Source organism: Leucobacter rhizosphaerae, assembly GCF_022919175.1.
Taxonomy (GTDB): Bacteria; Actinomycetota; Actinomycetes; order Actinomycetales; family Microbacteriaceae; genus Leucobacter; species Leucobacter rhizosphaerae.
Genome location: NZ_CP095043.1, coordinates 1649329 through 1662863, shown reverse-complemented (window position 1 = coordinate 1662863; position 13535 = coordinate 1649329). Strand labels below are relative to the sequence as shown.

Below are 13535 nucleotides of genomic sequence, written 5' to 3'. Positions count from 1 at the left end.
GCGACCGGCCACCGCATCACTGGAGAGAATGATGATCCGTTTCGTCCTGGTGCGCTGCATCGAGGGCATCGTGACGCTCCTGGCGTCATCGCTGCTCGTCTTCGCCGCGCTCTTCCTGTCGCCGGGTGACCCGATCGCAATCCTGATCGGCAATCGCTCGGTCAGCGAGGAGACCATCGCGTCACTGCGTGAGCAGTACCTGCTGGATGAGCCGTTCCTCGTCCGCTGGGTGTCCTGGCTCGGTCATGTCCTGACCGGCGATTTCGGACGCTCACTCACTCGTCGAGACGACGTGTGGAATCTCATCGAGCCTCGACTCGGCACCACCGGACTGCTGCTCGGAATGGGGCTCGTCGCCATCATCGTGGTTGGTGTCGGGCTCGGAGTCGTTGCGGCGATGTCGGGCCGACGCATCAGCGACGTCATGCTCGGACTGACCTCGGTGGGTGTTGCGGTGCCCGCGTTCGTCGCCGCGACACTGCTGATCACCGTGTTCGCGGTCGGTCTCGGTTGGTTCCCGACCTTCGGATCCGGGGAAGGGTTGGGTGATCGCTTGCACCACATGGTGCTGCCGGTGATCGCCCTGACGCTGTCCTCGGGCGCATATGTGATTCGAGTGACTCGGGCTGCGCTTCGGGAGGAGGCGCAGCGGGATCCCGTGCAAACGGCGATCGGTCGAGGGCTGCCGCGAACCCAGATCGTTCGCCACCACATCGTCCGCAATGCACTCACACCGATTGCAACAGTGGTCGCTGTGACGCTCACCAGCATGGTCGTCGGCTCCATTGTCATCGAGAAGGCGTTCGCGCTCGATGGGATCGGTCTGCTGCTGACGGACGCGGTTCTGCGCAAGGACTTCGCGGTGGTGCAGGCGATTTGCCTGATCCTCATCGCCTTCGTGGTGGTGGTGGCACTCATCGTCGACCTCATTCAGGTGATGGTCGATCCTCGAGTACGCGCGAAGGCGGTGGGTCGATGACGACGACGATCCTCCGCTGGCGACCGGTGGCGCGCAGCGCGACCGTGCGCCCGAAGCGCGACCTCGCGATGACGATTTCGATCGTGATCCTCATACTGCTCGCGCTCGGTGCAGCGCTCGCCCCGTGGGTGTCCCCCCAGGGTCCGACGGAGTCTGACTTCATGAACACGTACGGGTCCATGGGGTCAGGATCGGTGCTCGGCACCGACGGCTCCGGGCGAGACATCCTGAGCCGCCTCCTCCACGGCGGCCGTATCAGTCTGGTCGCCCCGGCGATCATCGTTCTGCTTGCGGGCGTCCTCGGCACGGCACTCGGCATCGCTTCTGCCGTCACCGGTGGCATTGTCGATCGTGTGATTTCGCGCGTGCTGGACATTGGATTCGCGTTTCCCGGCATGCTCCTCGCCATTCTTGCCGTGACGATGTTCGGCGCCGGTGTCACCCCGGTGGTCATCGCCCTCGCTATGGCATACATTCCTTTCATCGGGCGCATGGTGCGCAATATCGCCGTCAACGAGATGGCGTTGCCCTACGTCGATGCGCTGCTCAACGTCGGCCAATCGCGATGGCTGCTCGCGCTGCGACATGTGCTGCCCGCCGTGCTGCCGACAGCAATGGCTCAGATCACCGTGTCGTACGGCTACGCGATGGTGGACCTCGCCGCGATGTCGTTCCTCGGCATGGGGGTGCAGCCCCCCACCGCGGACTGGGGACTGATGGTCTCGGAAGGCCAGAAAGGCATCATTCAGGGGCACTGGGAGGAATCGATCACCGCTGGAATTCTCATCGTGATCTCAGTGGCGGCGGTCTCGCTCATTGGCGACCGACTCGCCGATCGCGTCGGCGGAGTCAGGGAGACGAAGATATGAGCCTCATCGACATCTCGAACCTCAATGTGACGGCTTCGGACGGTACTGAGATCGTCACGAACGGGGGGATGCGGATCGACCACGGTGAAATCGTCGGGGTGATCGGAGAATCCGGTTCAGGCAAGTCAATGACCCTCAAAGCGATCGCCGGGCTGCTCCCCGGTGGCGTGCGAGCCAGGGGCTCGATCCGATACGAGGGGGAAGAGCTCACCACGCTCTCCCGCGCGAAGTACCGTGCATTTCGCGATCGTGAGCTGGGGATCGTCTACCAGGATCCCCGGGCGAGCGTGAACCCGGTGCATACCCTCGGCGACTTCTTGACCGAGAGCCTGCGTGTGAATCGGCGCATGAGTCGTGCCGAGGCGCGAGAGCGCGCCTTCGCCGCTTGCCGAGAGGTTGGACTCTCCGACCCAGAGCAGCAACTCCGCGCCTACCCGTATCAGTTCTCCGGGGGAATGCTGCAGCGCGTCGTCATTGCGGCGGCGCTGATCACGGAGCCGAGGCTCATCCTCGCCGACGAACCAACGACGGCGCTCGATGTCACCCGTCAGGCCGAGGTCGTCGCACTCCTGAGGGATCAAGTGCGCTCACGCGGGATCGGCATGATGTTCATCACGCATGATCTTGAGCTCGCGGCCGCGCTCTGCGACCGGGTGTACGTGATGTACCGCGGGCGCATCGTCGACGAGTCGCCGGCAGAACGACTCGACGAGTCGACGCATCTGTATACGCGGGCACTTCTCAAGGCTCGGCCGACGCTGGAGCGCTCGGGGAACCGGCTCACGACGATCACCGAGGACCTGCGAATGCGGATCGATGAGGAGGTGCTGGGCAATGGTGCACGATGACACGGTGATCTCGGCGAACGGGCTGCGCAAGGTCTTCGGGCGAGGTCGATCGGAACATGTCGCCGTGCACGGGGCGAGCTTCACGATGACCCGCGGACGGAATCTCGGGATCGTGGGTGAATCCGGATCGGGGAAGTCGACGCTCGCCCGGATGATCATGGGCCTCGAACGACCTACCGCGGGAGACGTGGTCGTGTGTGGCTCCGACATGACGCGACCCGCCCATTCGCGATCGGCGAGACGAGAGCGAGCCAAGCTCACCCAGATGGTGTATCAGGACCCCTTCGGTTCACTGGACCCACGCCAACCCGTCGAGTCGGTGCTCAGGGAGGTGCTCAGCATCCATGACAGCGGCGACCGATCAGCGCGGGAGCTGCGGATCGCAGAGCTCTGCGATCTGGTCGGTCTCACCGTCGCGCAGCGGTCACGCAGCCCGAGGGACCTCTCCGGAGGGCAGCGGCAGCGTGTCGCGATCGCGCGCGCCCTTGCTGTCGAACCGAGACTCATTGTGCTGGACGAGGCCGTCGCCGCACTGGACATCTCGATTCAGGCGCAGATCCTGAACCTGTTGACCGATGTCCAGGACGCTACGGGGACTGACTACCTCTTGATCTCGCATGACCTCGCTGTCGTGTCGCATCTGACCCAGGACGTCATCGTGCTGCGTCAGGGTGAGATCGTGGAACAGGGCGAGACTCGCGTGGTCCTTGAGGAACCGCAGCACCGCTACACGCGCGTGCTGCGCGATAGTATTCCCTCGCAACGCTGGCGAGAGCCAGGAGTGCTGGAGCGGATTGCGTTGGGAAGCGACGGGTAACCGGCCGCCGGGTGTGACCGGCTCGGGAGAATTCCCGCTTCCGAAGAACGGCGGCGGAGCACGATGCAGAGGAGAGTGACATGGACTGGGCGCAGGTGGAACGGGGCGAAACGTTATCGCTGCCGGACCGGCTATCGGTCGATATCGAACGGCTGATCCTCGATGGAAAGCTCGGAGCCGGCGAGCGGCTCCCGCCGGAGCGGGAATTGGCCGAGCACTTCGGCGTTTCCCGAGTGTCGATCCGCGAGGCACTGCGAGAACTCGAGAACCGCGGGCTGATCGATCGTCGGCCGGGTCGAGGCACGATTGTGCTGAGTCCAGGTGAACGCGCCGATATTTCGGACGGGGCACTCGGTGCCCTTGCCGCACTGCGCCCTGAGCTGCACGACATCATGGAGCTGCGCGCGATCATCGAGCCGCCCATCGCGCGCATCACGGCAACTCGCGCGACCGCCCGTGACGTTGCGCAACTTCGGGAACTCGTCGAGGCGATGGAAGTCGACGTGACGAAAGAGCGGTACGCTGAGCTCGACCGAGCGTTCCACCAAGCGATCGCTCAGTATGCGCACAATCCACTGCTCGCTCTCATCAACGAGCAGATCGCGCAGCAGATCGCCCCGAGCAGGGCGAGTCGGTATCAGACGAGGTCACGCCGTCAGGCCTCGAGCGTTGCCCATCGCAGAATTTTCGAGGCGATCGCCGCAGGAAACGCGTCCCTCGCGGAGGACGAGGCGCGCGCGCACGTGCTCGACATCAGCGGTCAGATCGCGCGCACCGCGGGCGCAGATGGATCGGAGTCTGACGCGTGAGCGCCCAGCCCAACTCCCGCGGCGCCATCGCCACCTCGCACCACCTCGCGACCGAGGCGGGAGCAGCGGTGCTCGAGGCGGGCGGCAACGCCGTCGACGCGGCCCTCGCCGCCGCCGCGACACTCTGCGTCGTCTATCCCAACAACGTGGCGCTCGGCGGAGACCTGGTCGCCCTGGTGCGCAGCCCCGACGGCGAGGTCCGGTTCCTCAACGCGACCGGCACGGCACCGTCGGGTCAGTCGCTCGACGTACTGCGCGAGCGGCACGGCGACACCCTTCCGCTGCGGGGCATCGACACGGTCACGGTTCCCGGTGGCGTGCGCGGCTGGCAGGCGCTCCACGAGTTCGCGGCGACCCGCAGCTGGGCCGAGCATCTCGCACCCGCGATCCGACTGGCCGAGGAGGGATTCCCGAACTCGCGCTCCGTGGCCGCCGCACTCGTCGAGGCCGAGCCGTCGCTGGCGCAGGATCCCGGCGCGCGCGACGTCTTCTACCCCGGAGGCACCCCGCTCGCCGAGGGGGCCGAACTGCGCCAGCCCGCCCTCGCCCGGTCGCTCCGGCTGCTCGCGGAGCGCGGCGCCGACGAGTTCTACGCGGGTGAGTTGGCGGACCGGTGGATTGCTGGACTCGCCGCCCTCGGGTCGAGGATCACCCGCGACGACACCGTCGCCTACCGGCCGGTCTGGGGTGCGCCGCTGGTCGGCGAGTTCGCCGGCCTCCGGATCCTCACCGGGCCCCCGAACACCTCCGGATTCATGCTGCTGCGCGCGCTCAACGCCGTCGCGGCGGGCATCGACGACCCGCTGGGCGCGGGCGCCGGCGCGCTCGCCGCGGCCTTCCGCGCCAGCAACGCCGTGCGCGCCGCGGAGCTGGCGGATCCCGCCTTCGGCGGCCTGAGCGGTGAGGAGCTCGTGGCGCTGCCCGACCCGATCGACCCGCGCGCGGGAGCTCCGAAGGCCAGCGGCGACACCGTGGGGTTCAGCGCCATCAGTGCCGACGGCTGGGCCGTCTCCTTCGTGAACTCGGTCTACTGGGACTTCGGATCGCACATCCTGGAGCCCGAGTCGGGCATCATCTTCCAGAACCGCGGCACCTCGTTCTCGCTCGATCCGGCCTCGCCCAACGCATTCGCACCGGGCAAACGACCGAGGCACACGCTCATGCCCGTGCTGATCCTGGACGGCCATGACGTCGCCTGGGTGCCGGCAACGATGGGCGGCGCGGCGCAGCCGCAGATCCACACCCAGCTGCTGCTCCGCTCGCTCGCGGGAGCCACGCCGCACGACGCCACGCACGCGCCGCGGTGGATCGTGAACGAGGACACGGGGAGCGGACCGGTCACGGTGACCGCCGAGGCGGACGTGCCCCAGATTGCCCGGGACGCGATCGAGGCCGCGGGGTTCTCGGTCGAGATCGTGCCGCGGTACACCGAAGACCTCGGGCACTCGAACCTGATCCGCGTCGTGCTCGACGGCTACACGGCGGCGAGCGATCCCCGCTCCGACGGATCCGCGCTGGTGGTGGGCTCCGGCTAGCGCACCGAGCCCCGCCACCATTTCCCACCCTCTGCAAGGACACACGATCTCGATGAACCAGACCTCCCGCCCGGGCATTCTCCCGCTCGCACTGCTCGGCGCTCTCACCGGCATGCTCTCCGGCCTCTTCGGCATCGGCGGCGGGGTGATCCTCGTGCCGATGCTGGTGCTCCTGCTGGGGTTCCAGCAGCGGCTCGCCGCGGGCACCTCGGTTGCGGCGATCCTGCCGGCCGCGATCGTCGGCGGCGTCACCTACGCGATCCAGGGGCACATCGACTGGATCGCCGTCGCGGCGCTCGCGGTCGGCATCGTGATCGGTGCGCAGATCGGCAGCTACCTGCTCTCGCGCGTGCCGACCCTCTTCCTGCGCTGGATGTTCATGGCGTTCCTCGTGGGTGTGATCATCAGCCTCTGGTTCGTGGTCGCGCAGCGCGACGACGTCATCGAGATGAACGTGCTCGTCGGCGCGCTGCTCGTGGTCACGGGGCTCGTCACGGGCATTCTCTCCGGCCTGCTCGGCGTCGGCGGCGGGGTGGTCGTGGTGCCGATCCTGATGTTCTTCTTCGGCGCGAGCGACCTGGTCGCGAAGGGTACGTCGCTGTTCGTGATGATCCCGGGATCCATCTCGGGCACGATCGGCAACTCGCGCCGGCGCAACGTCGATCTGCGGGCCGCTGCGATCCTCGGTATCGCGGCCAGCCTGCTGTCGCCGGTCGGCGCGATCATCGCCACGCACATCCCGCCGTTCTGGTCGAACGTCGCGTTCTCGATCCTGCTCGCCATCATCCTGGTGCAGATGCTGGTGCGCACCCTGCGCAGCGGCGGGAAGAAGTAGTCCGCGGCGGCGGCGGCCAAAAGCAGCCGGCGGTAGCCCGACTCCCGCTTACAGCAGCTCGGCGACCGAGCCCAGCACCTCGTCGGGGCGGAACGGGAACCGTTCGATCTCGGCCTGGTCGGCGATGCCGGTCATCACGAGCACGGTGTGCAGGCCCGCCTCCATGCCGGCGATGATGTCGGTGTCCATGCGGTCCCCGATCATGCCGGTGTTGTGCGAGTGCGCCCCGATCTTGTTGAGCGCCGATCGGAACATCATCGGGTTCGGCTTGCCCACGATGTAGGGCTTCTTGCCGGTCGCGTTGGTGATCAGCGCGTTGATCGATCCCGTCGCCGGCAGCGGCCCCTCGGGGCTCGGGCCGGTCGCATCGGGGTTGGTCGAGATGAAGCGCGCACCGCCGATGATGAGCCGGATCGCCTTCGTGATCGCGTCGAAGGAGTAGTGCCGCGTCTCGCCGACGACCACGAAGTCGGGGTCCGTCTCCGTCATCACGTACCCCGCGTCGTGCAGGGCGGTCAGGATCCCGGCTTCGCCCAGCACGAACGCGCTGCCGCCGGGCTTCTGCTGCTTGAGGAACGCCGCGGTCGCCAGGGCGCTCGTCCAGATCCGGTCCTCGGGCACGTCGATGCCGGAGGCGCTGAGGCGCGCGCTGAGATCACGCGCGGTGAAGATCGAGTTGTTCGTGAGCACGAGGTAGGGGATCTCCTCGTCGCGCCAGTGCTGCAGCAGCTCCGCGGCGCCCGGGATCGCCCGATTCTCGTGCACGAGCACACCGTCCATGTCGGTCAGCCAGCATTCGATCTCGGCCCGTCGGCCCTGTGCCTGCGTCGTTTCCATGCGTCCAGCGTAGTGCGGGCGTGTGAACGTGAGGTATCGGGTTTCGACTCGACCCTGGCACCCGCCGAACTTCTGCGCTATGCTCATGCGTCAAGCAGGTATTGTTTGTTGTCAAATAATGATTGACGAAAGGCGCAACGTAGCGTGGTAGAGAACAAGTTCGGTTTCAGCGCAGATCCTGACGTCGTCATGGATCCGCGGAATCTCAGTGCGATGCAGCCGAATCGGCTCTCCGCATCTCGGAGCTTCATGGCGAAGATGATCCGGGAGCAGTGGAAGATCGATCGTGAGGTCTTCGAACTCGATGCCCGCGGAGTCGGACAGGCGCGCTACGTCGTGACCACCCCCGGTGGAGTGATCACCTTCCTGGCGTTCCTGAGGGAACCCTCCGGCAAGAACCGCACCGGCCGGATCATCGGCACGAGCTGGGATATGGTCGGCACGCTGCTCGACGGCGTCGCGACGCCCGAGCAGATCCGCTCCACCGAGGAGGAGCTTCCGCGCCTGTACGAAGGTCGCGCGACCGAGAACACCCTCGTCTGGTTCCGCTCGAATCAGAGCCTGCGACTGTTCCGTTCGGTGCGCGAGGCGCTCTCCCGTGGAGAGCAGCCCGACGCGAAGGAACTGCGCCGCGTCGGATACGTCATGCGCAACACCGGGCTCGACGGCAACGGCACCTTCGGTAGCATCCCGTTCGCCGCGATCCGGCCCGGCCACCCGCTCAAAACGTCGTACCACGCGCAGATGCTGGCCGCGTACCTCATGCGCGAGCTGTCGGTGGACGTCGTCGAGGAGCTGGCGCGCATCGATGCACCGGAGACCGCGGTGCGCCTGGACCCCTCGGTGAAGCGGCTCATCGGCGTGGGCAACGGCTCCGCACTCGGGCTCGTGATGCTCTTCTTCAACCGTCCCGTGCTCGTCAACGCCTACATCTCCGCCTACCTCGACGTCCTCGGGCAGGTGCTCGCCGATCCCGAACTCGGATCGGCGTCGGATCTCGAGCAGCTGGAACGGCACCTGGACCGGACGATCCGGTATCGGGCGTTCCTCCCGACGAGCTACCGCTTCTTCACGAGCAACATGGAGATGGCCGCGGATCTCCGCCGCATCCGCGCCAAGGTGCGCGCCGCGAGGCGCGGTGAGATCGTACCGCGCGACGGTGAGACGGTGCTGGCCACGATCCACCGGCTCGCCGCGGAGCAGGTGAGCAAGGACGCCCTGCACTCCTTCAACGCCCTGCTGCTCGAGCTCGCCCCCGAGCTCTGCGACCGAGCGGTCGAGCAGTGCCTCGACTTCGATGAGCGGCTCGACCTCGATCCCGCAACGCCGCTGGCCGAGGTCGCGCAGATCATCACGACCCGGTTCCGCTGGGCGCTCGAGCTGCCGCTCAACGGCGACGAGTTCCGCGACCGCGTGTGGTACCAGTCGCGCGCGGCCGAGGAGCCCCGCTCCGGCCCGCGGGAAGAGGTCCCGGTCGCGCACGAACTCGTGCAGAATTACCCGGTGCAGGTGCGCGCGTTGCTCGCGGCGGTCGAGGCCGGGGATCAGGACTCCGCGATCGGCTCGCTGCTCGCAGAGCGGCCCGAGCTCGAGTACATCACCCGGCTCGTGCTCGCGCTCCAGGAGCGGCCCTACGCGCTGGTCCACGCAGACCCGCACGACACCGATTTTGTGCCGGTCTGGGTGATCCGATTCGTCAATGCGTTCGTGCACGGGCTCGACCGGACCGAGGACCATCTCGGGCGCGACGTGCGCGGGCTCATCTTCGAGGGCGCACCGTATCGCGACGAACTCGCGGACGCGGACGCCTCGGAGTGGTGGTGGTCGTACGAGGCCCCCGTCGCGTCGGCCCGGCGGGCTCCCTCCGCCGGCTCCTCGGCTCCCTCCGCGGTCTCGTCGGCTTCGTCCGCATCGGAGGATCCGGTGTCTGCACCGGCCGCTGCCTCGGCGCCGAAGGTGCCCCTGCTCACCCCCATCGACTCTCCGATCACGCCGCCCTGCGAGCACGCGACCGAGACGATCGACATGAAGTACCGCGAGATCCGCCTCATGGCCGGTCGTGCGTACCAGGCGCTCAACCTGCCCGAGGGCTCCTGGCACGGGGCGCGGGAATTCGTCGTCACCGCGTTGGTCGCAGACCCCCGGGTCGTCACGAGTTTCGGCGAGCTGCTCATCTCCTCGATCCACCCGGATACCGCGCTCGCCGCGCCGTGGGAGGCGCCGGCAGACCAGATCGACGGCACTTCGCTCGTCGTGGACAACCGCGGGCAGAGCCTGCTCCTCACCGGGCACGTGCTCGTCAACCTTCTCGGCGCCCACGCCGACGACGGGGAGCGGCGGTTCGTCGTGCGGAACGTTCGAGAGGATCACGCGATGGCGGGGGTGCAGCTCGAGCTGCAGCGCTACGGCATCGACCTCGCGCTCGAGCCCCAGGACGCCGCCTCCGAGACGATCACCGGCACGGTCCGTCGGGCGCGGGATCCCGAAGCGGCGCGGGCGCTGTACCGAGCTGCGACCGACGCCTTCATGGCCGACGGGCTCACGGTATCGTCGAGCGACTTCTGGAACATCTACTACCGGGGCAATGCCGGCCTCGATGCCGACAGCCCGATCTCGCGGCAGCACACCGGGGGCACGGTCCTCGACGTGATCAAGCCGGGCGAACGCATCACGAAGCAGTTCACGAGTGAGGAGCTGTCGCTCCTCACCGATCCGGACGAGCTCGACAACCACCGCCTCTCCGAATTCATCGACACCCACTGAGACCCCTTCGATCCCCTCGGATCAGACACCCCACCACGCTCCACCGGAGGAAACGCACAATGTTGTACGTAGATAGCCTGCTTTGCACACCCCTCGAGCGAGAGACGCCGTCGCATCGCCCCGCACTCGAAGCGCTCGCCGCGGGAGGTGTGGGCTGCGTGACGGTGACGGTCGGCTTCTGGGAGGACGCCACCGAGTCGATGGATCAACTCGTCAAGTGGCGGTACATGGCCGAGGACAACGCCGATCTCGTCGAGATCGCCTTCACGGCTGCCGACATCCGTCGCATCGCCGACTCGGGTCGATGCGCGATCGTGCTGGGATTCCAGAACGTGTCGTTCCTGCAGGGGCGCCTCGGCTACGTCGAGCTCTTCGCCCGCATGGGCACGCGCGTCGGACAGCTCACCTACAACATCCAGTCCGACATCGGAGGGTCCTGCTACGAACCGTCCGATTCCGGGCTGACCCGCTACGGCAAATACGTGGTGCGGGAGATGAACCGCTGCGGCATGGTCATCGATCTTTCGCACGTGGGCAACACGACGACGCTCGACGCCATCGAGCACTCGCTCGATCCCGTCGCGATCACCCACTCGAACCCCTCGACTCTCGCCGCGCACCCGCGGAACAAGCCGGACGAGGTGCTCGATGCGCTGCGGGATCGCGGCGGCATGATCGGTCTGTCCGTGTACCGCAACCTCGTCGGGGAGTACACGACGGCGCAGAAGTGGTCGGAGCTCGTGGCGTGGACGGTCGACCGCATGGGGATCGAGCACGTCGGGATCGGCACCGACTTCGACCAGACCGGTGGCATGCCGTATCTCGAGTGGATGCGCCAGGGCCGTTGGGCTCGCGAGATCCAGTACGGCGCCGGATCGAAGACGAACTCGGGGCCGCAGGAGGGATCCGGATGGTTCGACGACCCGACGCAGTTCCCGAACGCCGAGGCGTGCCTGCGGGATCGCGGGTTCGACGAGCGTGAGGTCGCGCTGATCATGGGCGAGAACTGGCTCGACTTCTACGGCAGAACGTTCAAGGAACTGTGAGGGGAATGATCATGACCGAACCGATCGGCCCCGTGTCCGACGCCGCCGTGCGGGCGGACCCTGCGTTCGTCTCCGCCGCCGGCCTCACCAAGGCGTTCGGCGCCCACGTCGCGGTCGACGACGTCTCCCTGGAGGTCGCCAAGGGAGAGGTCATCTCGATCATCGGGCCGTCGGGGGCGGGCAAGTCGAGCCTGATCCGCTGCCTCAATCTGCTCGAGGTACCGGATCACGGCAGCCTCCGCATCGGCGATGCCCGTGTCGACTTCACCGGCGGATCCCTCGCGAAGCCCCAGGTGCGGGCGCTGCGCGCGCAGACCGGAATGGTGTTCCAGGCGTTCAACCTCTTCCCTCACTTCTCCGCGCTGAAGAACGTGGCGCTCCCGCAGATGCGCGTGCACAAGCGCTCCCGGGCCGAGGCGGAGGAGCGGGCGATGGCGGAACTCACCCGCGTGGGGCTCGCGAGTAAGGCGAACGCCTACCCGGCCGAGTGCTCCGGCGGGCAGCAGCAGCGCATCGCGATCGCGCGGGCGCTCGCGATGGACCCGGAGCTGATGCTCTTCGACGAACCGACCTCGGGGCTGGACCCGGAGATCGGCGCGGAGATCCTGCAGGTGATGCGCGGCCTCGCCGCGGACGACATGACCATGCTGATCGTGACCCACGAGATGGAGTTCGCGCGGCACGTGTCGAACCGGGTCGTCGTCATGGTCGACGGGGCCGTCATCGAGGAGGGCCCTCCGGAGCAGATCATGACCCAGCCGGAGCACGAGCGCACCCAGCAGTTCCTCTCAGCGGTGCTGGGGCGTTGAGATGTGGGAGATCATGGGCTACATCGCCCTCGGGACCCTGTGGACCGTAGGGATCACGGCGGGTTCCGCCGCGATCGGGATCGTGCTCGGCGCCCCGCTCCTGCTCGCGGCACGGAGCCGGTTCCGTGTGATCCGAGGGGCGTACGACCTGTTCGTGCACGTCGTGCGCGGGATCCCGACGCTCGTCTGGCTCTTCATCGCGTACTTCGGAGTCGGGCAGCTCGGCATCACCCTCTCGCCGGTGACCGCTGCGATGCTCACGCTCTCGGTGCTGGCCGCGGCGTACATGGCGGAGATCTACCGAGGAGGGCTGCAGGCGATCCGCGCGGGCCAGTGGGAGGCCTCGGGCGCGCTCAACCTGAGCCGGTTCGACACGCTCAAGGACATCATCGCCCCGCAGCTCTTCCGCTCGGTGAGTCCGTCCGTCGCCACGCAGGTCATCGGCTTGCTCAAGGACTCCTCACTCGTTTCGACGATCGGGGTCACTGACCTGGTCTTCCGCGCGGGGGTCATGACGCAGTACCACGCCAACGGGCTGGTGATGTTCGGCTTCGCCGGCCTGATCTACCTGGCGCTCAGTCTCCTGATTGCGGCGTGCTCGCGTCGCGTCCAAGCCCGCATCACGAGAAAGTACGCCGTCGCATGAACGATTTCTCCTGGCTCTATGACTGGCCCCGGTTCATTCCTGAACTCCTTCCGGGTCTGTGGGTCGCCCTCGGCCTGACCGTCGTGTCCTGCGGAATGGGGTACGTCCTCGGCTTTTTCTTCGCGCTCATGGCCGACTCGAAGTCGCGGGTGCTGCGGATCGTCTCGCTGGTGCTCGTCGAGCTCGGTCGCGGGATCCCGATCCTTGTACTGCTCCTGATCGTCTACCAGGGCCTGCCGCAGTTCGGGGTCATGCTCTCCGCCGCTCCCTCGGCCATCGCGGCGCTCACGTTCTCGTCCGCCGGATACTCGTCTGAGATGATCCGCGCGGGGTTGGGCGCCGTGCCCAAGGGGCAGTTCGAGGCGGCGAGCTCGGTGTCGATGTCGGCCGGGGACACGTATCGGTTCATCATCATCCCGCAGGCGGCCAGGATCTCGATCCCGCCCCTGGTGAATCTCACCATCACGATCTTCCAGGCCACGTCGCTCGCGACGGTCATCACCGTGCCGGAGATCATGCAGCGGGCCGGGATCATCGGCTCGGCCACCTTCGAGTACATGTCGGTGTACACCGCCGCGGCCGTGCTCTACCTCTGCATCACGATCCCCGGCGCGTACCTCAGCAGCACCTTCGAGCGCAGGCTCGGCGGGGGCACGCGGCCGGCGCGCGCGCGACGCGGACCGCTGAGCCTCCGGCGCTTCGAACCTCCCCAGCCCGCTTCCGTCTCCCCGTAACCACCGCT

Annotated in this window: 13 protein-coding genes; 12 read left to right on the top strand and 1 reads right to left on the bottom strand. The window is 67.2% G+C overall.

Annotation, left to right across the window (positions count from 1 at the left end; genetic code table 11):
* Positions 1–31: 31 nt before the first annotated feature.
* The 7 genes from MUN76_RS07655 to MUN76_RS07625 all read left to right on the top strand — a co-directional run bounded on the left by MUN76_RS07655 (position 32) and on the right by MUN76_RS07625 (position 6692).
* Positions 32–979: an ABC transporter permease gene (locus MUN76_RS07655; protein WP_244688571.1), complete on the top strand. Its 948-nt coding sequence runs from the start codon at positions 32–34 to the stop codon at positions 977–979.
* Between the two features lie 26 nt (positions 980–1005).
* A complete protein-coding gene (locus MUN76_RS07650) occupies positions 1006–1848 on the top strand; it encodes an ABC transporter permease (RefSeq protein ID WP_244688569.1) in 843 nt (280 codons plus the stop codon).
* Positions 1845–2696: an ABC transporter ATP-binding protein gene (locus tag MUN76_RS07645; protein WP_244688567.1), complete on the top strand. Its 852-nt coding sequence runs from the start codon at positions 1845–1847 to the stop codon at positions 2694–2696. The genes MUN76_RS07650 and MUN76_RS07645 overlap by 4 nt, the downstream gene beginning before the upstream one ends.
* The gene (locus tag MUN76_RS07640) at positions 2683–3513 is read left to right on the top strand and encodes an ABC transporter ATP-binding protein (protein ID WP_244688565.1); all 831 of its coding nucleotides are present in this window, start codon (positions 2683–2685) and stop codon (positions 3511–3513) included. Before MUN76_RS07645 ends, MUN76_RS07640 begins: the two co-directional genes overlap by 14 nt.
* Positions 3514–3593: 80 nt before the next feature.
* Positions 3594–4322 (top strand): FadR/GntR family transcriptional regulator, encoded by a 729-nt coding sequence (locus tag MUN76_RS07635; protein ID WP_244688564.1) that lies wholly within the window; start codon positions 3594–3596, stop codon positions 4320–4322.
* Positions 4319–5857, top strand: a complete 1539-nt coding sequence (locus MUN76_RS07630) for a gamma-glutamyltransferase family protein (protein WP_244688562.1) — start codon at positions 4319–4321, stop codon at positions 5855–5857. The genes MUN76_RS07635 and MUN76_RS07630 overlap by 4 nt, the downstream gene beginning before the upstream one ends.
* Before the next feature lie 52 nt (positions 5858–5909).
* The gene (locus tag MUN76_RS07625) at positions 5910–6692 is read left to right on the top strand and encodes a sulfite exporter TauE/SafE family protein (protein ID WP_244688560.1); all 783 of its coding nucleotides are present in this window, start codon (positions 5910–5912) and stop codon (positions 6690–6692) included.
* Positions 6693–6740: 48 nt separating this feature from the next.
* Here MUN76_RS07625 and MUN76_RS07620 read toward each other — a convergent pair whose 3' ends face one another.
* A complete protein-coding gene (locus MUN76_RS07620) occupies positions 6741–7529 on the bottom strand; it encodes an HAD-IIA family hydrolase (protein ID WP_244688559.1) in 789 nt (262 codons plus the stop codon).
* 249 nt (positions 7530–7778) lie between these two features.
* On the opposite strand from MUN76_RS07620, the gene MUN76_RS07615 reads away from it, so the two are divergent.
* From MUN76_RS07615 to MUN76_RS07595, 5 genes are read left to right on the top strand one after another with little or no spacing between them, the layout of a single operon-like run.
* Complete coding sequence (locus tag MUN76_RS07615) at positions 7779–10292, top strand: hypothetical protein (protein WP_244688557.1); 2514 nt, start codon at positions 7779–7781, stop codon at positions 10290–10292.
* Between the two features lie 59 nt (positions 10293–10351).
* Complete coding sequence (locus MUN76_RS07610; RefSeq protein WP_244688555.1) at positions 10352–11338, top strand: dipeptidase; 987 nt, start codon at positions 10352–10354, stop codon at positions 11336–11338.
* A 5-nt stretch (positions 11339–11343) separates the two neighbouring features.
* The gene (locus MUN76_RS07605; RefSeq protein ID WP_429953325.1) at positions 11344–12147 is read left to right on the top strand and encodes an amino acid ABC transporter ATP-binding protein; all 804 of its coding nucleotides are present in this window, start codon (positions 11344–11346) and stop codon (positions 12145–12147) included.
* A gap of 1 nt (position 12148) precedes the next feature.
* Positions 12149–12793: an amino acid ABC transporter permease gene (locus MUN76_RS07600; RefSeq protein WP_244688552.1), complete on the top strand. Its 645-nt coding sequence runs from the start codon at positions 12149–12151 to the stop codon at positions 12791–12793.
* Entirely contained in the window at positions 12790–13527 is a 738-nt protein-coding gene (locus MUN76_RS07595; RefSeq protein WP_244688550.1) for an amino acid ABC transporter permease, read from the top strand. Before MUN76_RS07600 ends, MUN76_RS07595 begins: the two co-directional genes overlap by 4 nt.
* Positions 13528–13535: the final 8 nt, after the last annotated feature.

Bases quoted from the DNA above. Each gene is read 5' to 3' on its own strand.
- MUN76_RS07655 (WP_244688571.1), top strand. From the start codon at position 32: ATGATCCGTTTCGTCCTGGTGCGCTGCATCGAGGGCATCGTGACGCTC.
- MUN76_RS07645 (WP_244688567.1), top strand. From the start codon at position 1,845: ATGAGCCTCATCGACATCTCGAACCTCAATGTGACGGCTTCGGACGGT.
- MUN76_RS07640 (WP_244688565.1), top strand. From the start codon at position 2,683: ATGGTGCACGATGACACGGTGATCTCGGCGAACGGGCTGCGCAAGGTC.
- MUN76_RS07635 (WP_244688564.1), top strand. From the start codon at position 3,594: ATGGACTGGGCGCAGGTGGAACGGGGCGAAACGTTATCGCTGCCGGAC.
- MUN76_RS07625 (WP_244688560.1), top strand. From the start codon at position 5,910: ATGAACCAGACCTCCCGCCCGGGCATTCTCCCGCTCGCACTGCTCGGC.
- MUN76_RS07620 (WP_244688559.1), bottom strand. From the start codon at position 7,529: ATGGAAACGACGCAGGCACAGGGCCGACGGGCCGAGATCGAATGCTGG.
- MUN76_RS07615 (WP_244688557.1), top strand. From the start codon at position 7,779: ATGGCGAAGATGATCCGGGAGCAGTGGAAGATCGATCGTGAGGTCTTC.
- MUN76_RS07610 (WP_244688555.1), top strand. From the start codon at position 10,352: ATGTTGTACGTAGATAGCCTGCTTTGCACACCCCTCGAGCGAGAGACG.
- MUN76_RS07605 (WP_429953325.1), top strand. From the start codon at position 11,344: ATGATCATGACCGAACCGATCGGCCCCGTGTCCGACGCCGCCGTGCGG.
- MUN76_RS07600 (WP_244688552.1), top strand. From the start codon at position 12,149: ATGTGGGAGATCATGGGCTACATCGCCCTCGGGACCCTGTGGACCGTA.
- MUN76_RS07595 (WP_244688550.1), top strand. From the start codon at position 12,790: ATGAACGATTTCTCCTGGCTCTATGACTGGCCCCGGTTCATTCCTGAA.